This is a genomic window from Peristeroidobacter agariperforans, from assembly GCF_004138335.1.
GTDB classification, from domain to species: Bacteria; Pseudomonadota; Gammaproteobacteria; order Steroidobacterales; family Steroidobacteraceae; genus Steroidobacter; species Steroidobacter agariperforans.
Genome location: NZ_RYFW01000006.1, coordinates 171264 through 195812, shown reverse-complemented (window position 1 = coordinate 195812; position 24549 = coordinate 171264). Strand labels below are relative to the sequence as shown.

General features: G+C 63.1%; 24 protein-coding genes and 1 tRNA gene. 17 read left to right on the top strand and 8 right to left on the bottom strand.

Annotated features, from left to right (window positions below; all coding sequences use genetic code 11):
* Positions 1-24: 24 nt before the first annotated feature.
* Positions 25-753 carry an ABC transporter ATP-binding protein gene (locus EK373_RS30070; protein WP_129648849.1) on the top strand — a complete coding sequence of 243 codons (729 nt, stop codon included), beginning with the start codon at positions 25-27 and terminating at the stop codon, positions 751-753.
* On the opposite strand, the gene EK373_RS30065 is transcribed toward EK373_RS30070, so the two are convergent.
* Together EK373_RS30065 and EK373_RS30060 are read right to left on the bottom strand one after the other, a co-directional pair.
* Positions 750-1232 (bottom strand): WbuC family cupin fold metalloprotein, encoded by a 483-nt coding sequence (locus EK373_RS30065; RefSeq protein ID WP_129648847.1) that lies wholly within the window; start codon positions 1230-1232, stop codon positions 750-752. The two genes, EK373_RS30070 and EK373_RS30065, sit on opposite strands and share 4 nt — an antisense overlap.
* Positions 1229-3406, bottom strand: coding sequence for a RelA/SpoT family protein (locus EK373_RS30060; protein ID WP_129648845.1), 2178 nt, complete (start codon positions 3404-3406; stop codon positions 1229-1231). Before EK373_RS30060 ends, EK373_RS30065 begins: the two co-directional genes overlap by 4 nt.
* A 191-nt stretch (positions 3407-3597) precedes the next feature.
* Between EK373_RS30060 and ruvC the strand changes: the two genes are divergently transcribed.
* The 13 genes from ruvC to EK373_RS29995 all read left to right on the top strand — a co-directional run bounded on the left by ruvC (position 3598) and on the right by EK373_RS29995 (position 12794).
* Positions 3598-4140, top strand: a complete 543-nt coding sequence (gene ruvC / locus EK373_RS30055) for a crossover junction endodeoxyribonuclease RuvC (protein WP_232831391.1) — start codon at positions 3598-3600, stop codon at positions 4138-4140.
* Positions 4137-4742, top strand: a complete 606-nt coding sequence (ruvA, locus tag EK373_RS30050) for a Holliday junction branch migration protein RuvA (protein WP_129648843.1) — start codon at positions 4137-4139, stop codon at positions 4740-4742. Before ruvC ends, ruvA begins: the two co-directional genes overlap by 4 nt.
* Before the next feature lie 20 nt (positions 4743-4762).
* Positions 4763-5797, top strand: a complete 1035-nt coding sequence (ruvB, locus tag EK373_RS30045; protein ID WP_129648842.1) for a Holliday junction branch migration DNA helicase RuvB — start codon at positions 4763-4765, stop codon at positions 5795-5797.
* Positions 5790-6191 (top strand): tol-pal system-associated acyl-CoA thioesterase, encoded by a 402-nt coding sequence (gene ybgC / locus EK373_RS30040; protein ID WP_129648840.1) that lies wholly within the window; start codon positions 5790-5792, stop codon positions 6189-6191. The genes ruvB and ybgC overlap by 8 nt, the downstream gene beginning before the upstream one ends.
* Positions 6192-6199: 8 nt before the next feature.
* A complete protein-coding gene (tolQ, locus tag EK373_RS30035) occupies positions 6200-6910 on the top strand; it encodes a protein TolQ (RefSeq protein ID WP_129649079.1) in 711 nt (236 codons plus the stop codon).
* Between the two features lie 5 nt (positions 6911-6915).
* On the top strand, positions 6916-7365 hold the full coding sequence (gene tolR, locus EK373_RS30030; RefSeq protein ID WP_129649077.1) for a protein TolR: 450 nt from the start codon (positions 6916-6918) through the stop codon (positions 7363-7365).
* Between the two features lie 6 nt (positions 7366-7371).
* The gene (tolA, locus tag EK373_RS30025) at positions 7372-8313 is read left to right on the top strand and encodes a cell envelope integrity protein TolA (protein ID WP_129648838.1); all 942 of its coding nucleotides are present in this window, start codon (positions 7372-7374) and stop codon (positions 8311-8313) included.
* Positions 8314-8354: 41 nt separating this feature from the next.
* On the top strand, positions 8355-9680 hold the full coding sequence (gene tolB / locus EK373_RS30020) for a Tol-Pal system beta propeller repeat protein TolB (protein ID WP_129648836.1): 1326 nt from the start codon (positions 8355-8357) through the stop codon (positions 9678-9680).
* Between the two features lie 148 nt (positions 9681-9828).
* The gene (pal, locus tag EK373_RS30015; protein WP_129648834.1) at positions 9829-10353 is read left to right on the top strand and encodes a peptidoglycan-associated lipoprotein Pal; all 525 of its coding nucleotides are present in this window, start codon (positions 9829-9831) and stop codon (positions 10351-10353) included.
* Between the two features lie 11 nt (positions 10354-10364).
* The gene (gene ybgF, locus EK373_RS30010; RefSeq protein WP_198683757.1) at positions 10365-11138 is read left to right on the top strand and encodes a tol-pal system protein YbgF; all 774 of its coding nucleotides are present in this window, start codon (positions 10365-10367) and stop codon (positions 11136-11138) included.
* A 66-nt stretch (positions 11139-11204) separates the two neighbouring features.
* A complete protein-coding gene (gene queE / locus EK373_RS30005) occupies positions 11205-11897 on the top strand; it encodes a 7-carboxy-7-deazaguanine synthase QueE (protein WP_129648830.1) in 693 nt (230 codons plus the stop codon).
* A gap of 72 nt (positions 11898-11969) precedes the next feature.
* Positions 11970-12650 carry a 7-cyano-7-deazaguanine synthase QueC gene (queC, locus tag EK373_RS30000; RefSeq protein WP_129648828.1) on the top strand — a complete coding sequence of 227 codons (681 nt, stop codon included), beginning with the start codon at positions 11970-11972 and terminating at the stop codon, positions 12648-12650.
* Between the two features lie 68 nt (positions 12651-12718).
* Positions 12719-12794, top strand: a tRNA-Lys gene (locus EK373_RS29995).
* A 349-nt stretch (positions 12795-13143) separates the two neighbouring features.
* On the opposite strand, the gene EK373_RS29990 is transcribed toward EK373_RS29995, so the two are convergent.
* Entirely contained in the window at positions 13144-13389 is a 246-nt protein-coding gene (locus EK373_RS29990) for an integrase core domain-containing protein (RefSeq protein ID WP_269813763.1), read from the bottom strand.
* 556 nt (positions 13390-13945) lie between these two features.
* Here EK373_RS29990 and EK373_RS29985 point away from each other — a divergent pair.
* The gene (locus EK373_RS29985) at positions 13946-14671 is read left to right on the top strand and encodes an oxygen-binding di-iron domain-containing protein (RefSeq protein ID WP_129648826.1); all 726 of its coding nucleotides are present in this window, start codon (positions 13946-13948) and stop codon (positions 14669-14671) included.
* Here the strand turns inward: EK373_RS29985 and EK373_RS29980 are convergent, their stop codons facing one another.
* Positions 14672-15700, bottom strand: a complete 1029-nt coding sequence (locus tag EK373_RS29980; RefSeq protein WP_129648825.1) for a methyltransferase — start codon at positions 15698-15700, stop codon at positions 14672-14674. It abuts the gene before it with no gap.
* A gap of 291 nt (positions 15701-15991) precedes the next feature.
* Between EK373_RS29980 and EK373_RS29975 the strand changes: the two genes are divergently transcribed.
* Positions 15992-17938, top strand: coding sequence for a TonB-dependent receptor plug domain-containing protein (locus EK373_RS29975; protein WP_129648823.1), 1947 nt, complete (start codon positions 15992-15994; stop codon positions 17936-17938).
* 14 nt (positions 17939-17952) lie between these two features.
* Here EK373_RS29975 and EK373_RS29970 read toward each other — a convergent pair whose 3' ends face one another.
* A complete protein-coding gene (locus tag EK373_RS29970; protein WP_129648821.1) occupies positions 17953-18288 on the bottom strand; it encodes a hypothetical protein in 336 nt (111 codons plus the stop codon).
* Between the two features lie 128 nt (positions 18289-18416).
* Positions 18417-21305 carry an ATP-binding protein gene (locus EK373_RS29965; RefSeq protein WP_129648819.1) on the bottom strand — a complete coding sequence of 963 codons (2889 nt, stop codon included), beginning with the start codon at positions 21303-21305 and terminating at the stop codon, positions 18417-18419.
* A gap of 112 nt (positions 21306-21417) precedes the next feature.
* On the opposite strand from EK373_RS29965, the gene EK373_RS29960 reads away from it, so the two are divergent.
* Positions 21418-22551 carry a threonine synthase gene (locus tag EK373_RS29960; RefSeq protein WP_129648817.1) on the top strand — a complete coding sequence of 378 codons (1134 nt, stop codon included), beginning with the start codon at positions 21418-21420 and terminating at the stop codon, positions 22549-22551.
* Here the strand turns inward: EK373_RS29960 and EK373_RS29955 are convergent, their stop codons facing one another.
* Together EK373_RS29955 and EK373_RS29950 are read right to left on the bottom strand one after the other, a co-directional pair.
* Positions 22552-23247: a DUF6445 family protein gene (locus EK373_RS29955; RefSeq protein ID WP_129648815.1), complete on the bottom strand. Its 696-nt coding sequence runs from the start codon at positions 23245-23247 to the stop codon at positions 22552-22554. It abuts the gene before it with no gap.
* A 44-nt stretch (positions 23248-23291) separates the two neighbouring features.
* Entirely contained in the window at positions 23292-24539 is a 1248-nt protein-coding gene (locus EK373_RS29950) for a DUF445 domain-containing protein (RefSeq protein WP_129648814.1), read from the bottom strand.
* Between the last annotated feature and the right edge of the window lie 10 nt (positions 24540-24549).

Genomic DNA, 24549 nt, shown 5'->3' with positions numbered 1-24549 from the left:
GCTGTTGCGTGCAGGAGCAGGAACATGACTTCGATCGTGCTCGATGTTCGCCAGGTGCACGCCAAGTACGGCAAGCGTGAAGTGCTGAGCGGCGTGAGTTTGCAGGTGCCGGCGGGTGAGTGGTTTTGCTTGCTCGGGCCGAATGGCGTCGGCAAGAGCACGCTGCTTCGTTGTATCAGCGGCGCGCTCACGCCATCGTCGGGTGATCTCTTCATCGCCGGACATTCCGCGACTACCGAGCCGCTCGCAGCCAAGCAACGACTGGGTTATGCGTGCGCGCCAGAGCAACTGCCCGGATTGCTCACCGGCCGCCAATGTCTCGAGGTGTACGCGCAGGCGAAAGGACTGACAGAGATCGGCGCTGATGTCCTCGCGCTGGCGCACGAGCTGCGCTTCGATGGCTACTTCGACAGCTTTGTCGATACCTATTCGCTGGGCACACGACAGAAGCTTTGCATCCTGCTCGCACTGCTCGGCGAGCCGACGGTGATCGTGCTGGATGAGGCGTTCAATGGACTCGACCCGGCCAGTGCGCTGCTGGTCAAACATCACTTGCAGCATCGACTGACCAACGGCCGCTGTGCCGTGCTACTGGCTACACACTCATTGGACATCGTCGAACACTACGCCGACAAAGCGGCGCTGCTGATCGACGGCCGTATCGTGCGTGAGTGGAGCGAATCCGAGATCGCCGCGTTCCGTGTGCAAGGAAACAGCGCCATGGAAACAGCGCTGGCCGCTGCCTCGACTTAAGAAAGAGACGGTACGCGCGCGCCCACCGGCGCCGTTTTGATCCAACGCTGAAAGTCAGCCGTAGACTGTCCTTCCTCCGGCGCCCATCGCGCGAACTCGGCAGCGGTCGTGGGATCGTAAGGCCCTTCTTTCACTTCGACGAACGCGGCGCCGTCAGTGAGCGTCAGCAACGTGTGCCACGTCTGCGCTGGCAGTTCGTACGCGATATTCGGCGTACCCTCACCGACGACGGTTCGCTCCGTGATCGTGCCGTCAGCGTCGAACACGACGACTTCGAAACGTCCGCGCACCACCGTGCACAGCTCCGACTTGGTCAGGTGTCGATGCGGGCGAATATAGGTATCGCTCTGGGCCACGATGACGAAGCGCTGCACCGGATCGCTCGGTGAAGTGTGTAGATTGTGGTGGGCCCGGCGGCGCGGGCTGGCCGCCGCCTTGGCTGTCATTTCATCGAGCAGAGTATTGGAAACCAGCTTCATAGTTGGACCTTGCGTCGGGCGCTGAGCACGTTGGGTAAGCCCTGGATGCGGGCCAGCACCCGGGACAGCTCTTCCAGATCGTGAACCGTGACCTTCAGGTTCATGTCGGCGATGCCATCGGTTTCGTGTGTCAACGTGTTCATGGCGTGGATGTTGATCTTGGAATCGGCGAGCACGGCGCTCACGTCGCGCAACAGGCCGCGCCGGTCGTAAGCGCGAACGTTGATGTCGACCGGGAACGAGCGCTCGCCGCCCGAGCCCCATTCGACCGGAATGACGCGCTCCGGGTTTGCGGTCGCGAGCCGTTTGAAATTGGCGCAGTTATCGCGATGGATGCTGACGCCACGACCGAGCGTGATGTAACCGGCAATGGGTTCGGGTGGCACGGGGCTGCAGCAGCCGGCGAAGTTCGACAGCAGATCATCGACGCCATCGATGGTGATGCCGGAGGCCTTCTTCGGCTCGGCCATCGGACGGCGCAACACCGGCGTCGGCAATTCCTGCGGCTTGGCGCGCCGCTGCACGGCGCCGCTGATCTGGGCGACGTTGATTTCGCCTTCGCCGATCGCCCGATACAGCTGATCGGCGTTGTCGAAATTGAACTCGCCGATCAGCTCCGGCAGCGTCACCGAGTGAATGGCGAGCCGCTGCAATTCACGTTCGAGAATCTGTCGGCCCTGCTGGGTGTTCTGCTGCTCGTCCAGCTTACGGAAGAACGAGCGAACCTTGTTCCGGTTGCGCGGCGAGGCCAGATAGCCGAGCGAGGGCACCAGCCAGTCGCGGCTCGGATTGAGCTGCTTGCCGGTGATGATCTCGACCTGATCGCCGTTCTGCAGGACCTGATTGAGCGGCACCATGCGGCCGTTGACCTTCGCGCCCCGGCAGCGATGACCCAGATCGGTGTGCACGTGATAGGCGAAATCGAGCGGCGTCGCGCCGCGCGGCAGGTCGACCACTTCGCCTCGCGGTGAAATGGCGTAGACCCGATCCTCGAACAGCTCCGAGCGCACCCGATCCAGAAACTCGCCTTCGGTTTCCTCGCCGCGCTCGGTGGGCTCGAGCACTTGCCGGAGCCAGACGATCTTCTGCTCGTAAGCCGGATTCGCCTTGCCGCCTTCCTTGTAGCGCCAGTGAGCTGCGACGCCGAGCTCGGCATGCGCATGCATCTCGCGCGTGCGGATCTGCACTTCCAGCGGCAGCTTGCCCGGGCCGATGACGGCCGTGTGCAGGGAGCGATAGAGGTTGTCCTTGGGCGTGGCAATGTAGTCGTCGAACTCGCCGGGAATGTAAGGCCACATGCCGTGCACGATGCCGAGCGCGGCATAACAATCGGCGATCGAATCGACCAGCACGCGCACGGCGCGCACGTCGTAGAGCTGATCGAACTGCAGCCCCTTGCGATGCATCTTTCGCCAGATGCTGTAGATGTGCTTCGGCCGGCCGGCGATTTCCGCGCTCGGGATGTGCGCCTTGTCCAGCTCCCGGCGCAGCACTTCGATGACCTCGCCGATGTAACGCTCCCGGTCGATGCGCTTGGAGGCGAGCCAGCCGGCGATGGTCTTGTAGCTCTCCGGATCGAGGTAGCGGAAGCTCAGATCCTCCAGCTCCCACTTCAGTTGCCACACACCGAGGCGATTCGCGAGCGGGGCGTAGACCTCCCGCGTTTCATAAGCGAGACGTTCGCGTTCGACGGCCGGCGCGTCCTTGCTATCGCGCAGCTGCTGCAATTGAGCCGCGAGCTTGACGAGTACGAGCCGTGGGTCGGTGACGATGGCGAGCAGCATCTTGCGCAAGCCCTCGGCTTGATTGCTCGAGAGCGACGGCGCGGTCCGAGCGCCGGCGGCGCCCGTCGGGATGCTGATATTCAGCGAGCCCAGTCGCTGCAGCTCGGTGGCGATCCGGTTGGCTGGTGCGCTGAGCGTCGCGGTCGCCTGTTCCGGCGTGATCACCTCGGCTTCGAGCAGTGGCAAGAGCAGGGCGCCGCCGAGAATGTCGTCGTCATCGGTCAACGTGACCAGGATGTCGACGATGGCCTGCGCACGCGCCAGTGCGGCTGGCGCCTTGGGCTTGTCCTCACCGACCGCGGCCGCGAGTTTCGACAGCAGCTCTCGGGCCCGGCGGCGGGCGTTCGCGGTCTGCTCGGTGTCGGATGCAGCGTCGTCGACGGAAGGCATGGAAAGCGCGGATCGTGTCGGTTTGTAGCCGTTGCCGGTATCATACCGGCTTCGCAACTCAAGACCCGCGCGGGTCCAGGCAGAGGGAGTCCTTGCGCAGACACAGGCGCCCGAAAAGTCTCGCCGAGCTCAACCTCGCCCGGGGTGACACAAAGGTATCGGCGGCTGTTCTGAGCCTTCGGCAGCGCTCGGTGGCCGCGACGACGACAATGGCGGCGCCGGCAGCGAGTGTTCGAATCCTGGGCCTGGATCCGGGCTCACTGTGCACCGGTTACGCGGTGGTGGAGACCGGGCCGAAGGTTACGTACGTGGTGAGCGGATCGATCCGTGCCCGCGGCGCTTCGCTGGCCGATCGGCTGCAGGAAATTTTTGCCGGGGTGGATAAGCTCGCCAACCAGTACCAGCCCGACGAGGTCGCGATCGAGCGCGTGTTCATGCATCGCAATGCCGACAGCGCGCTGAAACTCGGGCAGGCGCGAGGGGCGGCCCTGAGTGCGACTTTTGCCGTGCGTCCTCGTGTTTTTGAGTACGCGCCTCGTGAGGTGAAATTGGCCGTCGTGGGAACCGGCGCCGCTCAGAAGGAACAAGTGCAGTTGATGGTGCGACGTTTGTTGAATCTGTCCGGGCCGCTCGGCGCCGACGCGGCCGACGCGCTGGCCATCGCGCTTTGTCACGCGCATTCCCGCAATCTCGACCGCCAGCTGCAGCAGCTCGCCGCAGGCTCGGCCCAATGATCGGTTTTCTGCGCGGTCGGCTGACCGCCAAGCAGCCCCCGCAGCTGGTGATCGACGTGGGCGGCGTCGGCTACGAGCTGGAAGCGCCCATGTCGACGTTCTATGGGCTGCCCCAGGCCGGCGCGGATATTCATTTGTTCACGCACCTGGTGGTCCGTGAGGATGCGCACATCCTGTTCGGCTTCGGCACCGAGCGCGAGCGACGGCTGTTTCGCGAGCTGCTGAAAGTTTCCAATGTGGGGCCGAAGCTGGCTCTGGCGCTGCTGTCGGGCCTCACCGTCGACGCCTTCCTGATGTGCATCGAGGCCCAGGACATCGACACGCTGGTGCGCACGCCGGGCGTGGGACGCAAGACCGCCGAGCGACTGGTGGTCGAGATGCGCGACCGGGTGAAGGGATTTGGCGACACCGGGCAGGCTGTGCTGCCTTCGGGGGGAACCGGCGAGGCTGCGATCGGTCCACAAGCGGAGGCTTTCAGCGCGCTGGTGGCTCTGGGTTACAAACCCGCCGAGGTGACGCGGCTGTTGAAGGCGGTGGATGCGTCGGTGCAGACCACCGAGGAAATCATTCGCGGCGCGCTGCAAGCCGCTGTCAGCCGCTAATTCACACTTATACCTAAGGCATGATCGAGCAGGACCGCATCGTTTCCGCCGCCTCGCAGGGCGATGAAGCCGCCTTCGACCGCGCCGTGCGGCCGAAGAAACTGGCCGATTACGTCGGCCAGACGGCGGTCAAGACGCAGATGGAAATATTCATCCAGGCGGCGCGCAACCGGCGCGAAGCGCTGGATCACGTGTTGATCTTCGGTCCGCCGGGCCTGGGCAAGACCACGCTGGCGAACATCGTCGCGAACGAGCTCGGGGTCAATCTGCGGCAGACCTCGGGGCCGGTGATCGAGCGCGCCGGGGATCTGGCGGCGCTGCTGACCAATCTGCAGGCCAACGACGTATTGTTCGTCGACGAGATTCATCGGCTCAGCCCGCAGGTCGAGGAGATCCTGTATCCGGCGATGGAAGATTTTCAGCTCGACATCATGATCGGCGAAGGGCCGGGCGCACGCTCCATCAAACTGGACCTGCCGCCGTTCACGCTGATCGGTGCGACCACGCGCGCCGGCCTGCTGACTTCGCCGCTGCGAGACCGGTTCGGCATCGTGCAGCGTTTGGAGTTTTACGATCAGGCTGAGCTGCAACGCATTGTGACTCGCTCCGCGAGCCTGCTGGGCGTGCCGGCGGATACGGCGGGCGCGGGCCGGATAGCCCAGCGCTCCCGTGGAACTCCGCGTATCGCCAATCGATTGCTCCGGCGCGTACGTGACTACGCCGAAGTGCGCGCCAGTGGCCGGATTACCGACGAAGTGGCGCAGGCGGCGCTCGATTTGCTGGACGTGGACCCGCTCGGCTTCGATGTCATGGACCGCAAGCTGCTGCTGACCATCATCGAAAAATTCGACGGCGGGCCGGTGGGCGTGGAAAGCCTGTCGGCGGCGCTGGGCGAGGAGCGCGGCACGATCGAGGATGTGATCGAGCCCTATTTGATCCAACAAGGTTTCATCATGCGCACCGCCCGCGGCCGGATGGCGACGCGCACGGCGTATCATCACTTCGGTCTGAAATTGCCGGAACGGCCCGGGACTGGCGAGCTGTTTGATGGCTAAGCCCTTTGCCTGGCCCGTTCGCATCTATTGGGAAGACACTGATGCCGGCGGCATCGTGTACTACGCGAACTATATGAAGTTCATGGAGCGCGCCCGCACCGAATGGCTGCGCGCCGCAGGCATCGAACAGCTGCCTTTGAAGGAGCAGCACGGCTTGATGTTCGTGGTCGTCGATATCGAAGCGCATTATCGCCGGCCGGCGCGATATGGCGATGAGCTGCTGGTTACCTGCGAGATCGCGCAGCGCACGCGCGCCAGCTTCACGTTCCAGCAACAGGTGTTTCGCGGCGGCCTCGAGGGCGAGCTGCTGGTCGAAGGCAAGGTGCGCGTGGCGTGCCTGGATGCCGTGAGCTTGAGGCCGACGGCCCTACCAAAAGAATTCGCTTGGGAGTGACGGGAATGATGTCAGAGAACCTGGATCCTTTGGAGCTGGTGCTCAACGCCAGCATCGTGGTGCAGATCGTGATGGCGCTGCTGCTGCTGGCGTCGCTGGTGTCGTGGTCCATCATGCTGCGCAAACGTGCCGAGCTGAAGAAGGCGCGCACCGATGCCGACCGCTTCGAGGAAACATTCTGGTCGGGCGGCGATCTCACCGCCATGTTTCGCACCATCGACCAGAGCCGCCGGGTCACCCGGGGCATGGAGGCGATCTTCGAGCAGGGCTTTCGGGAGTTCTCACGCCTGCGCCAGCAAGGCGGCATTGCTTCCGCACAGCTGATCGAAGGCGCACGACGCGGTATGCGCGTAGCGCTGCTCAGGGAAAGCGACCGTCTGGAGTTGGGCCTCGCGATGCTCGCAACCATCGGCTCGACCAGTCCGTATGTCGGCTTGTTCGGCACCGTGTGGGGCATCATGAATGCGTTCCACGGCCTCGGTAACGTGCAGCAGGCGACGCTCTCGATGGTTGCTCCCGGCATCACCGAGGCGCTCATTGCTACGGCCATGGGTTTGTTTGCCGCTATTCCCGCGGTGGTCGCATACAACCGCTATGCCGACCAGGTGAGCCGCATCGAAGTGCGCTACGACACGTTCACCGAAGAGCTGTCGACGATCCTGCAGCGTCACGCATCGGCTTCTCGTGAGTCGCAGCGTAGCGCCGAGGCGCACGCATGAGCCCGATGAATGCCCGCCGCGGCAAGCGGCTCGTCGCCGAGATGAACGTCGTGCCATACATCGACGTGATGCTCGTGCTGCTGATCATTTTCATGATCACCGCGCCCATGCTCACTCAGGGCATCAAGGTGGATCTGCCCAAGGCGGCCGCCGAGCCGCTGCCGGAAGACCTGATGCGCCAGCACCAGCCGTTGATCCTGAGCGTCGACTCTTCGGGGCAGTACTACTTGAATATTGGCAAGGACGAGGAAACGGCGCTCGAAGAAAACGCCGTGGTCGAGCGGGTCGCCACGGTGTTGAAGCGTGAGCCGCAGACGCCGGTGCTGGTGAAGGCCGACACCAATGTGCCCTATGGCCGCGTCGTCAACGGCATGGTGCTGTTACAAGAAGCGGGCGCCGAGAAGGTGGGGTTCATCACCGATCCGGCGGAAGCGCGGAATAACAAGAAGCGCTAAGGCCTCATGGTCGATTTCGTCAAACAACACTGGACGTACATTCTCGGCGCGCTGCTGCTGCACGCGGTGTTTGCGGGCATATTTGGCCTGACCATGCTGAATATGCAGCGCACGCCGCCGCCCGTGCAGCTGGCGATCCAGGCGGTGGTCGTCGATCCGAAAATGCTGAATGACGCTGCCCGTCAGCAACGTCAGCAGCGGGAGCGGGACCGCGCCCAGCAACAGCAGCGCGAACAGCAGGCCGAGCGCGAACGCGAGCGGGAAGCCGAGCAACAGAAGCAACGCGAGCAGGAGCAGGCCGCCGACCAGCAACGCCGGGAGCAGGAAGAGGTTCAGCGCAAGCAAGCGGAACAACGGGCCGAGCAGGAGCGTCAGATCGAATTGAAACAACGCCAGGACGCTGAACAGCGCCGCCAGGCGGAAGAGCAGCAGCTGCGCGAGCGCCAGGAGGCGGAGAAGAAACGGGCCGCCGCCGAAGCGGAGCGCAAGAAGCGCGCCGAGGAAGAAGCAAAGCGCGTGGCCGAGATCCAGCGCAAGCAGCGGGAAGAGGCCGAGCGGCGCAAGGCGGCCGATGACAAACGTTTGCGGGAGGCAGCGGAGTCGGATTTGCAGCGTCAATTGCAGGAAGAAGAGGCTAACGCCGCCGCCGATGCGGCCGCCGCGAGCTCACCGGAGATGGCGCAGTACATTGCCATGGTCGCTCAAGCGGTCGAGCGTCGTTGGAATCGTCCGCTCTCGGCACGGGACGATCTGCTGTGCCAGGTGACAGTGAGGCAAACCCCTGCCGGCGTCGTGCTGTCCGCGAAAATTGGCAGCTGCAACGGTGACGCCGCGGTCAAACAGTCTGTCCAGAACGCAGTGATGAACGCATCGCCGTTGCCGACACCATCGAATCCGCGCCTGTTCAGGGCGGACCTGACGTTCAATTTCAGGCCCGGCGCCGGTTGACGCGCCTGGCCATCCGATTTCGCTCGAAGGAGCTGTGACTGATGAAAAAAACTTTTGCCGTTTTCGTTTGCTTCGCACTGTCGTGGTTCGCGGCCGCGGCCAACGCGCAACTGGTCATCGAGATCACCAAGTCCGCCGAGGATGCGGTGCCGATCGCGATCGTGCCATTCGGCTGGTCCTCCAGCGGCGCCGCGCCGTTCGACGTGGCCGAAGTCGTGGCCGCCGATCTGCGGCGTAGCGGCCGTTTCGCGCCGCTGGATCGCAAGGAGATGATCGATCGGCCCACGCAGGGCGATCAGATCCGATTCCAGGATTGGCGCTATCTGAAGTCCGACTTCATCGTGGTCGGCAAGCTGATGCCCGAAGGGCAGGGCTATGCCGCGCAATTCGAGATCTACAACGTGCTGACGGGACAGAAGCTGGGACAGCCGTCCGACCCCCGGCGTGTTACGGCGAACGCGAATAACATGCGCGCGCTGTCGCACCGTGTCGCGGACATCATTTTCGAGCAGCTCACCGGTGTGCGTGGCGCCTTCTCGACCCGTGTTGCATTCGTCAACGCGGAAGGGACACCGCCCAAACAGCGTTACAAGCTGGTCGTTTCGGATTACGACGGCGAGAATCAGCGGACGCTGCTCAGCTCGGACGAGCCGATCATGTCGCCGGCCTGGTCGCCCGACGGTCAGAGCCTCGCGTACGTCTCGTTCGAGAGCAAAGCTTCGGCGATCTATGTGCAGACAGTGCGCACGGGCGAGCGCAAACGAGTATCCGCTCGCGCGGGCATCAACGGTGCGCCGGCGTGGTCGCCGGACGGCAAGACCCTGGCGCTCACGTTGTCGCGCAAGGACGGCGATGTCGACGTCTATACGTTGGAGCTCAATAGTCAGGTGCTCACGCGCATGACCTTCGATCCGGGCATCGACACCGAGCCGAGCTGGTCGTCCGACGGCAAGAAGCTGTACATCAATTCCGATCGCGCCGGCGGGCCGCAGATTTATGAGATCGAGGTGGACAATCCGAAGCGCGCCACGCGCGTCAGCTTCGAGGGCGGCTACAACGCCCGGCCGCGCGTCTCCCCGGATGGCAAACAGCTCGCGGTCGTGACCCTGGATCGTGGCAATTACCGAATTGCTGTCATCGATCTGGCCTCGAAGGGCATGCAGGTGCTGTCGGAGGGACGCCAGGACGAGAGTCCGAGCTTCGCGCCCAACGGCGCGGTGTTGATCTATGCGACGCAGGATAGAGGTCGTGGCGTGCTGGCGACGGTCTCCACCGACGGCCGCACGGCGGAGCGGTTCACCAATACGGTGGGCGAAGTGCGCGAGCCGGTGTGGGCGCCGTTTTCACCCGCGCCGAACGCGAATTAGCAGGAACAGGGCAGGAAAAAGTCCGTCGAAGGCCCGTGTGCCGGCCCGAGTTGTGGCAAAATTCGCCGCAGTTTTGGTCTGTAAATGGCGACAGGCGGATTTTTCAGCGGGTTCGCCGGTCGTAACAATCAAATTCAGGAGAGTGTAGATGCGTGTAACGCAGCTGATGCTGATCGCGGTGAGTGGCCTGATGCTGGCGGCCTGTGGCAACAAGCCCCTGCCCGAGGCGCAGAACACGTCCGAGGCGGTGGGGCCGTCGACCAGCACCCAAGGTGCGGACAGCAGCGGCGTCGGCAGCAGCGCGCTGTCGGCCGAGCAGCAGGCGATGGAAGCGGCCAAGGCCGCCGGTGTGATCGTGTACTTCGATTACGACCGCGCCGAGATCAAGCCGGAGTTCGTGCCGGTGGTGGCCGCGCACGCGAAATTCCTGAACGGCAGCCCGCAGCGGAAGGTTCGTCTGGAAGGCCATTCCGACGAGCGCGGCTCGCGTGAATACAACATCGGCCTGGGCGAGCGTCGTGCGCAGGCGGTGCGTCGCGCGTTGATGCTCCAGGGCGTGACTGAAAATCAGATCACCACCGTGAGCTACGGCGAAGAGCGTCCGGCCGTGCAGGGCAGTGATGAATCGGCGTATGGCAAGAACCGCCGCGTCGAGCTGGTCTACGGTCGATGAGTCGAAGCGCCATGAGAGTTGTGCCAAACATTGCTGCCGTTCGCGTCGGACTGATCGCCGCCGCGGCGGCGGTGCTGTCGGGCTGCGTCACGACGCCTCCGGAAGCCGATCCGACAGTGCAGAAGCTGTCCGAGCTCGACAGCCGTCTGTTGCGGCTCGAGCGCGTGCTCGCCAATCAGAGTTTGCTGGATCTGTCGCAACGGATCGAAGCGGCGCAGTCGGAAACGCGCGTGCTGCGTGGTCAGCTGGACGAGCTTCAGCATCAGGTCACGCAGAGCCAGACGCAGCAGCGTGAGATGTACGGTGACGTCGACCGACGGCTGTCGGCGCTCGAAGGCAATCCCGGTGCGGCGGCGTCCACGGTCGTACCCCCGGCGGGCGGATTGCCGATCCCGCAGGGTGACGATCGCGCCAACTATCAGGCCGCTTTCGATCTGCTGAAGGATGCGAAATATCCGGAAGCGATCAACGCGTTCAAGCAGTACCTGACGACGTTCCCGAACGGCCCGCTGGCCGACAACGCGCAGTACTGGTTGGGCGAAGCGCACTACGTGACCAAGCAGTATCCGGACGCGCTGCGCGATTTCCGCACGGTGATCGAGAAGTATCCGGAGTCGCGCAAGATCCCGGATGCGCTGTTGAAGATCGGTTACTGCAATTACGAGCTGAAGAACTGGACCGAGGCGCGCTCCGCACTCAGCCAGGTCGTGCAGCGTTTTGGCGATACCACCGCCGCCCGTCTCGCGAGCCAGCGGCTCGCGAAGCTGGACAGCGAGGGCAGATAATCATTCTGGCGCCCCTCACTGGGGCGCCCTGAGTGATGCCGTCGCGCAAGTGGTTAGATCAGGCCCATGAATCTCGCTGACTCAACCACCGTCGATCCCGCCGTCACCGGCCCCGGCGCCGCGCGCGTCAAGCTCACCGAGATCTTCCTCTCGATTCAAGGTGAAGCCGACAGCGTCGGTTGGCCCACGGTATTCGTGCGTCTCACCGGCTGTCCGCTGCGCTGTCAGTATTGCGATACGGCTTACGCGTTTTACGGGGGCGAATGGGCTTCGCTCGACGATGTGCTGGCGAAGGTCGCGACGTTCGACACGAAACATGTCTGCGTCACGGGCGGCGAGCCGCTTGCGCAGAAAGGATGTTTCCCGCTGCTACAGAAGCTGTGCGATGCCGGTTATCGCGTGTCTCTCGAGACCAGCGGCGCGATCGATGTGAGTAATGTCGATGCGCGCGTCGTGCGAGTCGTCGATGTGAAGACGCCCGGAAGCGGTGAGGTCGAGCGCAATCGCTACGAGAATCTCGAGGTGCTGCGGCCGGAAGAGCAGGTGAAGTTCGTGCTCTGCAGCCGCGCCGATTTCGAGTGGGCGCGAGATTTCATTCGCGAGCGTCGGCTGTACGAGCGCTGCACGGTGCTGTTCAGCCCGAGCTACGGCCAGGTGGAAGGACGCGATCTGGCGCAGTGGGTGTTGGACGAGCGGCTGCCGGTGCGGCTGCAGATTCAGCTGCACAAAGTGTTGTGGGGCGATACGCCAGGTAAATAGACACTCGATCCCTGGACCACTGGATTGAACGTCCAGTGTTCTACCGAGCGGGCTGATGAGAAGCTTTGAGTAATGGCTAATAATTGCGCAGTCGTGCTGTTGTCCGGTGGCTTGGATTCCGCCACCGTGCTCGCGATCGCTCGCGAGCAGGGATTTCAGTGCTACGCGCTGAGCGTGGATTATGGTCAGCGGCATCGGGCCGAGCTGGACGCGGCCGACCGGGTCGCAAGATCGCTCGGCGCCGTCGAGCATCGCACCCTGCGCATCGATCTCGGCGGCATCGGCGGATCGGCGCTGACTGATACGAGTATCGCCGTACCCGAGTCGCCGCAGGTCGGCATTCCCGTCACCTACGTTCCCGCTCGCAATACGGTGATGTTGTCCTTTGCCCTGGGGTGGGCCGAAGTACTCGAGGCGCCGCGCATCTTCATCGGCGTGAATGCGGTCGACTATTCAGGTTATCCGGACTGCCGGCCGGCTTTCGTCGCCGCCTTCGAGCGCGTCGCGAACCTGGCGACCAAAGCGGGCGTGGAGGGCACGGTGGCCTTCAAGATCGTTACGCCGCTGATCGACTTGACCAAGGCCCAGATCATCCAGCGCGGCGTTTCCCTGGGTGTGGACTATTCCCTGACAGTGTCGTGTTACCAGGCCGACGCCGACGGCCGGGCCTGTGGCAGCTGCGATTCCTGCCGTCTCCGCCGGGCCGGTTTCCAGTCCGCCGGCGTGCCGGATCCGACACGGTATTTTCGATGAATTTCCGCGCCTCTTTAGGTATGATGCGCGCCCCGTCAGGCCCCCGGGCCTGATGCGCCTTTCCCAGTGGGTCGGTAGCTCAGTTGGTAGAGCACTGGACTTTTAATCCATTGGTCCTGGGTTCGAGTCCCAGCCGACCCACCATTCATATCAACCAGTTCCCCAGCTCGCGCATTCGCACAGAGTAAGCGCGCTCCATTCCCATCCGAATGCACGGCGTTCGGTCGTCCTGGTTGGCGGCTCACGTGCCAGCACTCGCTTCTGTTCGATTGCGGGGCGACTCTGTCTGGTGCCGTTCGGTGTCTTCGGACGCACCTTTGCAGGTCGCGTGTGGCGGCGACTCGCCTATGGATCGAAACCTGAGCCCGTCGATCGTTGCTCGTGCGCGCAGCGAAAACGGGGAGGACGACGCGGAAGAGGTTCGAACGATAATGAAAAGTGGGTTGCGTTCGAAGAACGCAAAGATGTAGTGACCCAGCGATTCCTGCTCAAGTCATGCTGCTAATTTAAAAGCCTCAGCTGGCGTTCTCATCCCCAGCGATTGATGAGGTCTGCCGTTGTTGTAGAAGCCGATCCAGTCGCTGATAACCCGACTTGCGGGCTGTAGCGTCTCGAAACGATGCCGATGCACGCATTGGTCCTTCAGTGTGCGGATCACGCGCTCAACCATGCCGTTCTGCTCCGGCGAGTGCGGCGTGATGAACTCCTGTTGAAGCCCATAACCCCGCTCGCTTCCAATCCTTCGAGTGGACCGACCTCATAGTGGCCACAATCATCGGGGTCCGCAGGGGTGTAACCGGTCAGAAGCTCGAGTGAAGCTGCAGCCTTCCTTGCAGACATTCTCGCGAGCAAACGGACGTTAGCGGGCGAATCAATGGCGTCTTCTTCGACCCCTGGCGCCCGTTCGGCTGAAGGCAGGAAGCAATCTGCCCGAGGTGGCCGGGAACGTGACCGTGGTGTGCGATGTGCTGGTGGGCGACGCATAATTCCGTTTGGTCACATCCTATGACTTAGACTGGCTAAGAAACTGCGTGATCTCCTAGGCCCGATTGTTTGTTTGCGCTGCACGGAGCCATCGCCAGTGTGCAAGTGCAGCGGTGAGGGTCACTGGGGCCCCCCTTTACCGACGGCCCTTGCAGGGCGAGTAGCACGTTCGGTGGCACGCGAACAAGCCCCACTGCGCTGCCGCACGCCATTTGGGCGCTCCGCGGCTTTCCAGGCGCGGCGGATTTGGCCAACATGTTTCAATACCGAGTATCCACGAGCAGTTTGCGGGCGTCGTCGACGGAGGAAACATGATCACCGACACTACCACGGGCACGAACATCCAGGAGATCGGCCCCGGCATCTACCGGATCAACACGCCGATCGCGATCGGGGCGGGCTCGGCCTTCAGCTTCAACCAATATCTCATCGTCGACGACGAGCCGGTGTTGTTTCATACGGGACAGCAGAAGTTGTTCCCGGTCGTGCAGGCGGCGATTGCGAGCGTCATGCCCGTTGCGCGGCTCAAGCATGTGGGGTTGTCGCATTTCGAGGCGGACGAATGCGGCGCGCTCAATGCATTTCTCGCCGCTGCCCCACATGCGACGCCTTTCTGCAGCCACATCGCGGCGATGACCAGCGTTTCCGACTTCGCTACGCGTGCGCCGCGCGCGCTGGCCGATGGCGAGGAGTTCGTCACCGGCAGCCGTCGGTTTCGCTGGTTCTTTACACCGCACGTCCCGCACTCATGGGAGTGTGGATTGCTGATGGAAACAACGACGCACACCTTCTTTTGCGGCGACTTGTTCACCCAAGGCGGCAAGGGCGAACCTGCGCTCACAACAGACGACATTCTCGAGCCCAGCGAAGCGTTCCGGGGTCCTATGGATTACTTCGCTCACGCACCACAAACGGTGACTACACTGGACCGACTGGCGGAGCAGCAGCCCACGACGCTGGCTGTCATGCACGGCAGCGCGTGGCAAGGAGACGGCGCGCAGTTGTTACGAGCTTTGGGACGCCGGCTTATAAGTTGATTATTTGTATGCAATGGCGGCGCTGCAGGCGCCTGCCAGGGGCAGCACTTCATAGCGCTTGAAGCCAACGGGCTGGCACCAGGTCCAGAAGTCGGCGCCGGTGAAGTCGAAGGCGTCGCCGAACTCGATGAGCATGTTGAGCGACATCATGAGACCGAAGGCATTCTCGCGCCGCGCGTCGTCGATCAGGTTTTCGATCGCGATGAAGGCGCCGCCGGCTGGCAGCGCTTCGTAGGCGAGGCGGATGAGCTGCTGTTTCTTCTCCAGGTTCCAGTCGTGAAGAATCATGCCCATGGTGATGACATCGGCGCGCGGCAGCGCTTGCTCGAAGAAGTTTCCCGATACTGTCTGCACGCGGTCTGACAGGGATGCTTTGGCGATCCAGCGACGCGCGATCGGCTCGACCGGGGGCAGATCGAAGCTCACACACTGCAAGTGGGGATGGCGGCTTGCAACGAGTGTCGACAGCTGTGCTGTCGCGCCTCCGACATCGCACAGCGTTCGATACTTCGAGAAATCGAACTTCTCGGCCAGCGCTCGAAAGTTGGGCGCCGAGATTCCGCGCATTGCGCTCATGAACTGCTCGAGCCCAGCCTCATTTGCGTACAGCGCTTCGAAGATGGATTTGCCAGTGTGCTTCACTTCGTTCTGCGGCCGGCCGGTTCGCAGCGCTTCGCCCAAGTCGGCCCAGAAACGAAACAGGCGCTGGCTGCCCATCTCGAAGATGCCGCCGATATAGCTCGGCAGATTCTTGTCCAGGAACTGGGCGGTAGCTGCTGTGTTTTTATAGCGCGCCGTAGCTCCGTCGCCGTCGCGGTCAAGAAAGCCCAGCGCGACCAGTGCGTCGAAAAAATCCCAGAGGCCGCGCGGATGCAGGGCCAAGGTGCGACCGAGCTCTTCACCTGTCATAGAGCGGCCGCTCAATCGGGTAAACACTTCGAGCTCGACCGCGGTCAGCAGTACTTTGGAGGGCCAGAAGCCGAAGCCGACTTCCATAATGTGGGCAACATCGCCGGAAGGGTCGCTCATGATGACGCTCACAGACAGGGGAAGGGGAAGCTCCGCCAGAGCAGTTGATCCGTGCAGTCGTGCGCATAATAAGGAGGAATGATCGGCAAACGAAAGCAACTCGTGTGCTGCGCTCGCACCGTTGCAGGTCCACGCGCACCGGGCGGCCGGAGCATTCCTACAACGCTTCAAGCACCCTTCTTCGTTGTACGATCGGCAGCGGTGGCTGCGTCGGTGCTCCCCGGCGCAGTCCGTCAGTTCTTTGTCAGCGCGATGTTCCTAACATTGGTGGCTGTTACAGAGTGAGCACTGATGCACGTACCCCGCGCCCAACTGTACGTCGCCTTCCTGGTGGCCCCATTGAGTTGGTGGTCCATCGGCGCCCACGCGAACGAAGCTGAGGAAGAGGAGCAGGAAACCGAGTCCGTCGTGGTGTTCGCGACGCGCAGCGAGGCGCTGGTTCGCGATCAGCCCATCCGCGTCGAGGTTCTGCCGGAGGAGGAGATCGAGGAGAACCTCACGATGCAGCCCGGCAACCTGACGACACTGCTCAATGAGCTCGGTGGCGTGCGTATTCAATCGACGGCGGCGGGCTTGGGTGGCGCGACACTGCAAATGCGAGGCTTGCCGGGGCGGCACACGCTGGTGCTGCAGGATGGCCTGCCACTGCTCGGCGCACAGCCGGACGGATTCGGTTTGTTACAGACACCGCCGCTCGATCTTGGCCGCGTCGAGGTCATCAAGGGTGTGGCATCCGCGCTCTACGGCAGCGGCGGTCTGGGCGGCGTGTTGAATTTGATGTCGCGTCGGCCGGGTAGTGAGCCTGAGATTCTTCTAAATAGAACATCGCGTGGCGGGACGGACGGCGTGGGCTTTTTCTCCGATGAACTATCGCCGCAATGGGGCTACAGCGTGATCGCCGGCGCATACGATCAAAGGCGCGAGGACATCGATGACGATGGTTGGGCCGACCTCGCCGAGTATCGTCGCTACACAGTGCGGCCGAGGCTGTTCTGGGACAACGGCCAGGGCTCAACGATGTTTGCGACGGTGGGATTGATGGATGAGTCGCGACAAGGAGGCAGCATGCGCGGTCGCGTGCTCCCTGATGGCACGACGTTCCGCGATACGTTGGACTCTCGTCGCGCTGACGGCGGCCTCGTTGCTCATATTCCGCTATCCGGCGCGAACTCGTTCGGCTCCCGATGGTCGTTCGTGCGGGTGGAGCGCGATCGCGATTTCAACGGTGCGATCAGCGAGGACGTGCGCACATCCGGTTCCGGCGAAGCCACGGTGTCCGGTGTTCACGATCGACACGCCTGGCTTGCCGGCGTGGCATTCGATTACGACCGCTTCGAGTCGGCGCAAGCCACGGGTGTGAACTATCGTTACGCGGTGCCCGCGCTGTTCGCGCAGGACGAATACACTGTGAATGACAGCATCAAGCTTGCCGGCAGCGCACGCGTCGATGCGCACAACGAATACGGAACGTTTGTGAGTCCCAGGCTCTCGGCGCTGTTCCGGCTGGAGGAAGACTGGTCGCTGCGAGCTTCCATTGGCGGCGGCTTCGCCGCGCCGACGCTGGTGTTCGATGAAATCGAAGCGACGAGCATCACGCTGGTGGAGCCGCTGCGCGACCTGGATGCCGAGCGTGCGACCAGCGCTTCGATCGATATGAAATGGGCCGAAGGGATCTGGGAGGTCAATGGCAGCATCTTCGGCTCGCGCATTCGAGATCCGTTGGTCGTGAACTCCGATGTGGTTCCAGGCAGATTGCTGATCGCCAATGATGACGGCCCGCGCGATGTCGTCGGCGCCGAGCTGCTCGTGCACTACACCCTCGGCAAGCTGCACGTGATTGGCAGCTCCACTTACATGAAGGTCACCGAGGAGGCCCCTGGCGGCGGCAGAAGAGATGCCGAGCTGGTGCCTCGACTCTCGGGCGAACTGTGCGCCTTGCTCGAAGACGAAGATCGGGGCCGCATCGGGCTCGAATTCTCTTACACCGGCAGCCAGCGGCTCTATGACAATCCGTATCGGACCGAGGGCTCGCCCTACGTCGAGATCAATGTGCTCGCGGAGATCAAATTGGGTGACGTCGCGATCTTCCTGAATGCGCTCAATCTGACAGATCGCCGTCAAACGCGATTCGATCCGCTCCTGCGGCCGCTGCCCGCGGCCACCGGTGAAAGGATTGTCGAGGCCTGGGCGCCCTTAGCTGGGCGCGTGTATAACCTCGGCGTGCGGATCGAGCTGTGATCTATGAACGCGGCTCAGACGGGCTCGTGCGTCTCGAAGCCCGAGGTCCCCAGGCCATTGCAAGAGACTTCGACCCGTTCGCTGCGCTCGGCTGTATAAGCCATGTTAACGAGTGCGTCGGCTGCCACGTCGGCTTTGCTATCGAAACGCAGCAGGCGGCCGTCAGGCATCGTCATGTAGACGGCGACAACGAGATTGCACTGGGTGACCACCACGGACGTGAGCGGATGACCCTCGACCTGCGGTGCGTTCTTATCGGCCGCGACTTCGCTGCCGCCGGCAGGCAGACCTTCGGCGGACGCTGTAGAGCACGCTGCGACAATCGCAGCCATATAAAGAAGACGTTTCACTGCAAGCCTCGCAAACAAACTGTATGGCTCGCTTCTAGCGCCTGAGGAGCGCAAAGGGTTCCTAAGGCAAACGCGGCAGACGATGTCAGCATACCTCGTAGGCTGCGCAGAACGCCTGAGACTTGAACTCAAACCACGGCACGTGATGCGAGCGGATCGAACTCGCGCAGCAGTTGCGCCGCTGCTTGCAGGTCGTAGGTCGCAAACCCTTCTGTGAATCGGCCGTAAGTTGTCGCCAGCAACTGACTAGCTGCCATTTGGTCGCCCCGGCGCGCGCGAATGCGCGCCAGGTCCAGCGATGAGCGCAGCTCCCAAGACAAGGCCGATTGGCGACGCGCGATCAGGCGGGAGCGCTCCAATAGACGTAGCACTCGTTGTTCGTTGGTGTCTGACATGGAAAAGAGAATCTGTGCCTGCAGACGCAACAGCTCGGGTAAGAGCACAGCCTCGGCTCTGCTCACAGCGTCGCGGCGCGCGCTTTGAACGACTGCCAGCGCTTCCTCGGTGCGTCCCGCCGCCGCCAAACCTTCTGCCATCCAGCACGCGACAGAGGTTGCGACGGCGTTCTGCCGTTCGTCGCGCATTTTCTGCTGAGCGTCCTGGATCATCGTTGTTCCTTGCTCGAAATCCTTGCGCCCGATGCGCACCGCGCCTTGCATGGCCGCCGCGCTGGAATGGAAGGGCTTCAGCACGGGCCAATGGGTGTGATTGACCAATTGCTCCAGCACGTCCTGCGCGGTTTCCCAGTCGCCGCACCAAAGATAGACGGGTGTGGTGAAGAGCAGGGCGAAGCAGCTATCGAGCGGCTTACCGGACCTGAGCGCAGTGGTGACCGCCCGGCGGGCGGTATCCATCGCTCGGTCCGGCAAACCTGACAGCCACAGGGCGCGGGATTGCACGATGAGTCCGCGCACGCGGTGATCGTTGCCGCACAGCTGGAGATTTCGCTCGCCGGCCTGGCCAAAGCCCGCATCGAAGTGTCGTCTGGCGGCGGCTTGATTGCCTCGGAAATGTCGAGCCACGCCCTGCATCAGATCGGAGATCGCCAGGCAAGTCACGTCGTCCACTTGCCGGGCCGCGACATCCCATTCTTTCGCGGCCGCGAGTGCGCCACGGAAGTCGGCGATGCGCGTTAGAAACAGATGTCGGGTGGCGAGCATGCGCAAGCGCTGCGACGGCTCGTTTTCAGGATGCGCGAGCTGCATGCCCCGCGCGATCGCCGTGAGCACATCTTCGGTGTTTCCTCGCATCCACATCGCTGAAATCGCCCAGGTACTTTGCAGCAGCATCTCGCGCCTGCCGCCGCGCGTGTCCGCATCGAGCGCGTTCAGGCCGGCCGTACTCCACTTGTATGCTTCGCTTAGTAGCGAGAGCTCGAAGAACACCGGCGCTGCGGCGGCGGCGAGGTCCACTGCAAGCGGGGCAACGGTGACTTTGTCATCTGTAGAAAAGCACCATTCGAGCGCAGCACGCAGATTGCCAAGATGTTCTCGCAATTTGTGAGCACGGCCGGTGTATTCGAGATCGATCTGCCCGCCGTGACGGGAATTGAGTAGCGTCGTGAAGTGCTCCGCGTGGCGGCGCGCGGCGAGATCGGCATCGCCACTTTCCTGCAGCTTCTCGCGGGCATAGATGCGAGTGGTTTCGAGCAGTCGATAGCGCTCCGAGCCGTCATCGCTGACCTGCGCGGACATGAGGGACTTCGCCACCAGGGCATCGAGCGTGCTGAGCATCGCGGCTTCATCGGTGCGTCCGCCGTGCACGATCGCGCTGGCCGCTTCGAGCGTAAATGCACCGACCAGCACCGACAGCCGGCGCAACGCCAGTTGCTCGGCCTCGGGGAGCAGGCCATAGCTCCAGTCGAGCAGCGCACGCAATGTTTGATGGCGGGGCAGAGCGGTTCGTCGTCCATGCCAATCGAGGCCGAGGTTCTTGTTCAGCAGATCCGCCGTGGCGGCGATGCCATGACTGCCGGCCCGGCCGGCCGCGAGCTCGATGGCGAGCGCGATGCCCTCGAGCCGACCGCAGATGCCGGCCACGATCGGCGCATTGTCATCGTCCAACGCGAACCGATGCCCGCTCGCCGCCGCACGCTCCATGAACAGCTGCACCGCTGGAAATTGCAGCACGTCGACGGCCTTCATGCTGGACTCGGGCGAGGGGCATGCCAGTGCCGGCAGCCAGTAGACGTGCTCGCCTTCGACGCGCAGCGCCTCACGGCTCGTGGCGAGAATGTGCACACCGGGTGCTTCCCTGAAGATCGCTTCGAGCAGGGTGGCGACCGACTCGATCACGTGCTCGCAATTGTCCACGACCAGGAACATGCGCAGCGTTCGCAGGTACTCGATCAGGGCCGGGGTGGCGTCGGCGGTCTGCACCGACAGCCCGAGCGAAGCGGCGATCGTGGCGGGAACGAGCCTCGCATCAGCGACGGCGCCGATGTCGACGAAGCACACCGCGCCGGCGAACTCGTTGAGCAGATCGTGAGCGACAGCGATGGCGACGGTGGTCTTGCCCATGCCGCCGGGACCGATGATGGTGATGAAGCGCTCGGCGATCAAGTCCTCGCCAATGGCGTGCACGATTTGTTCGCGGCCGACCATTCCGGCCAGCTTTGGCGGCGGCAGGAGTCGCTTGTGAGCAACATCTGGGAATTCGGCAGGCACCGCGGGCGGTGTTGCGTCCGGAGACTCGCGCGTGACCTGGGCAACGAAACAGTAGCCCTGGCCGGTGACGTTCTCGATGTAGCGAGCGCCGCCTTTGCCGTCGCCGAGCGCCTTGCGTAGCGCGCTCATGTGGACGCGGAGCGTGCCCGGGCTGACCACCAGATCGCGAAACACGTGAGCCGTCAGGTCGCGATGACTGACGATCTCGCCGGGGCGTGCGACGAGTGCAATCAGGATGTCCAACGCCCGATCGCCCAAGGCGAGCGGCACACCATCCCGCTCGATGACGCGGGCTACCGGAGACAGTCGGAACGGCCCGAATGCTGTGATCCCGCTGTGTTGAGAATTCATGACAAGGGAAGACTCCGCGTCCAGTGTCCCACCAATTCAGAGCGCGCGCGCCGGGACCAAGGGCTAAGGTATTGCTCCGAGGAGTCGCAGGGCTCAGAGTTGTCGACTCATCATGACGCATCCCATCCAGCTTTTCGATCCTCGCACTGGCAAGCGCTACCCTTTGCTCGAGCCGCGCTGGCGCTCGGACGACCGGGGGCCATTGCTGGTCGAGGCCTTGCCCGGCATCGGCAAGGACGACGTCGACACCCAATCCCCGTCGCTATGGCGCTATCGCGCCTCATTGCCGCTCGACTTGCCGCAGCCCATTTCACTCGGCGAGGGGTGCACGCCGCTAGTCGAGAAGGCCTGGGGCGAGCAGCAGCTGTTGTTCAAGCTCGATTGGATGTCGCCCACCGGCAGCTTCAAGGACAAGGGCGCGACGGTGATGGTGTCGTTCCTGAAACATCTGGGCATCGACGCCATTCTCGAAGACAGCTCGGGCAACGGCGGCGCGGCGATTGCAGCGTATGGCGCTGCCGCCGGCATGCACGTGCGCATTCTTTGCCCCGAATCGACGCAGTCCGCCAAGGTTGCGCAGATGAAGATCTTTGGCGCCGACGTGCGACTCATTCCCGGGACGCGCCAGGACACGGAGAACGCAGCCCTGCAACAGGCGTCGGAGGTTTTCTACGCGAGTCACAACTGGCACCCGTTCTTCATCCAGGGAACGAAGATGACAGCGTACGAAATCTGGGAGCAGCTGGGCTTTCGTGCACCGGACAATGTGATCGTCCCCGTGGGCGCGGGCAGCAATGTCCTCGGATGTGACTTGGGCTTCAGCGAACTGCTGGCCGCGGGTCAGATCAAGAAATTGCCGCGCATCTTCGGGGTGCAGCCCGCTGCCTGCGCGCCGATCAAGGCGAGCTTCGACGCTGGCGTGGATGAGCCGGTGCCTACCGATTTCAACACGACCATCGCGGAAGGCGCGTCGATTCGTAAACCCGTGCGACTGAAGGAAGTGCTGTCAGCCGTGCGTCGCTCTGGCGGCAGCATCGTCAGCGTCGGCGAGGACGACATCCTCAAAGCACTTTATCGACTTGCCAGCATGGGCTTGTTCGTCGAGCCCACCTCGGCCATCGTCGGCGCGTCGCTGGATCAGTTGTACGCGAGCGGCAAAATCCGAGCGGGCGAAACGACCGTCGCATTGCTGTCGGGCTCCGGTCTCAAGGCAAGCGCGTTTGTCACCAAACTGTTTGGCGGCTGACTAGCCCGGATCGATAAAGCTGTTGATCGACAACCGGCCAGTGCGCGGATCGGCGTCGGGCGCGAAGCTCTCGTCGATGGAGCCGGAGTGCAGCGAGTTGCGTCGGTACACGAGCATGCGGTTGAACACGCCCTCGGCTTGCTCAATTCGTTCGAACAACGCAGTGTCGCCATTGATGTACTGCAGTTCGGGGCTGTCCGGGCCAGCGCTCTCGGCTTGCAGCACATTGAAATATTCCGGCCCTCGCACTTCGTCGAGGCTCTCGAAGCCAGTCGCACGGTGTCGATAGAACGCGGTGCCGCCGAGGTGGTCTTTGAACAGGTAATGGATGGTCGCGAAGCCCTCGCGTGCCAGCGAGTCCACGTGAGGAATGCGCTGCATGGGGGCCAGTTCGCCGGCAGGCGTCGTCACCAGTGAATAGTGACACATGCTGAGCCGAAGCGTGCCGCCCGTGAAGCCAAAGTGTTCGGCCAGCAGCGGCTGCAAGCGGGTTGCGAGAAAGTGCTCGTACGAGGGCGGCGCCTTGGCTCGAATCCCCGGATAAAACCGCCCGCCCGAAGCGAACTGCGCCGTCGTCGCTTTCTTGACCAGGCGATCAGGCTCGGCAACGAAGTTATCGATCACGAGCAGCGTTGCGCGCTCGTTGCCGAAAACCCGCTTCTCGATGCGGATTTGTGGGTGGAAGTCCAGAATCATGGCGACCGTCCGTGAGGCATGCGGCGTACTTTAGCAGCGCGGCGTCAAGGCGCCAGCAATGTCGAGGTCACCGCGTAGATCAGCAGGCCGGCAAGGCCACCGATCAAAGTGCCGTTCACCCGGATGTATTGGAGGTCTGCGCCAATGGCGGCTTCCATGCGACCGCTGAGCGTGCTCGCGTCCCAGCGCTTCACCGTGTCCGAGATCAAGCGCGCAACCTCGTGCCGCTGCAGCTCGATGATCCGAATGACGGCACCGCGCAGCATGAGATTGATTTCCAGGCGCAGCGCCTCGTCGGCGTGCACCCTCTCGGCGACACCACGCAGCCACTGTGCAAGCGGAGTATCGATCGAGGGGTCTTCTACCGCGGCCCGCGAGGCGATCTGATCAACGAAATCTCTGCCGATGCGCCGGAGATAGTCTGTGAACGCCGCGTGCTCGAGCAGTTGTTTCTTCAGCCGCTCACCCTCGGCGAGGAACTGCGGCGACATCGACAGCTGCTGGCAAAGGTTGTCGAGCGCCTCGTCGATTCGAGTTCGCAACGTATGATTGGGATCATCGGCCGCCGTGCGCAGCATCTCCTCGAGAACCGTGATGAGCCGATCCGCGATCCGCTGATCCACTGAAAAACGCCGCCACAGCCACGAGGTTCGTGTTCTCACGGCCTGACGGAGCTGCGGCTCGTACTGGTGAACCAGTTCGGCGGCCTTGCGCAGCAGGGCATCGACCGGCCGCCGATGGCCCTGCTGGGCCATGATCGCCGCCAGGATCTTCCCGAGCAGCGGTGACAGTTCGGTGCGTTCGACGGGGGCGAACAGATAGCGGCGGATCAGACGGTGCAGATCGTCGTCGCTGAGCGAGTTGGCGATCGTTGCGAGCCCGCGCATCAGGCCATTCGCCGCCAGTGCACTGTTCTTCGGCTCGGTGAGCCAGCGGGCAAGGCGGCCCGCGAGATCGGCAGCCTGGATCTTGTCGGCGACGATCTGGGGCGCCAGAAAATTCTCCTCGACGAAGCGTCCGAGCCCATCGCCAATACGATCTTTGTTCCTTGGAATCACCGCCGTGTGCGGAATGGGAATGCCGAGCGGATGGCGGAACAGGGCAGTCACGGCGAACCAGTCGGCGAGCGCGCCAATCATGGCTGCTTCGGCGAACGCACGAACGAATGCGACCCATGGGTGGGTCCGCTCGAGCGAGTAGGCGACTACGTAAAGAATACTGACTGCGATGAGCAATCCAGTCGCGACTCTCCGCATCCGGCGCAGTCCGGCGGGAATGGCAATTCGCTGCATGTCGTGCCTC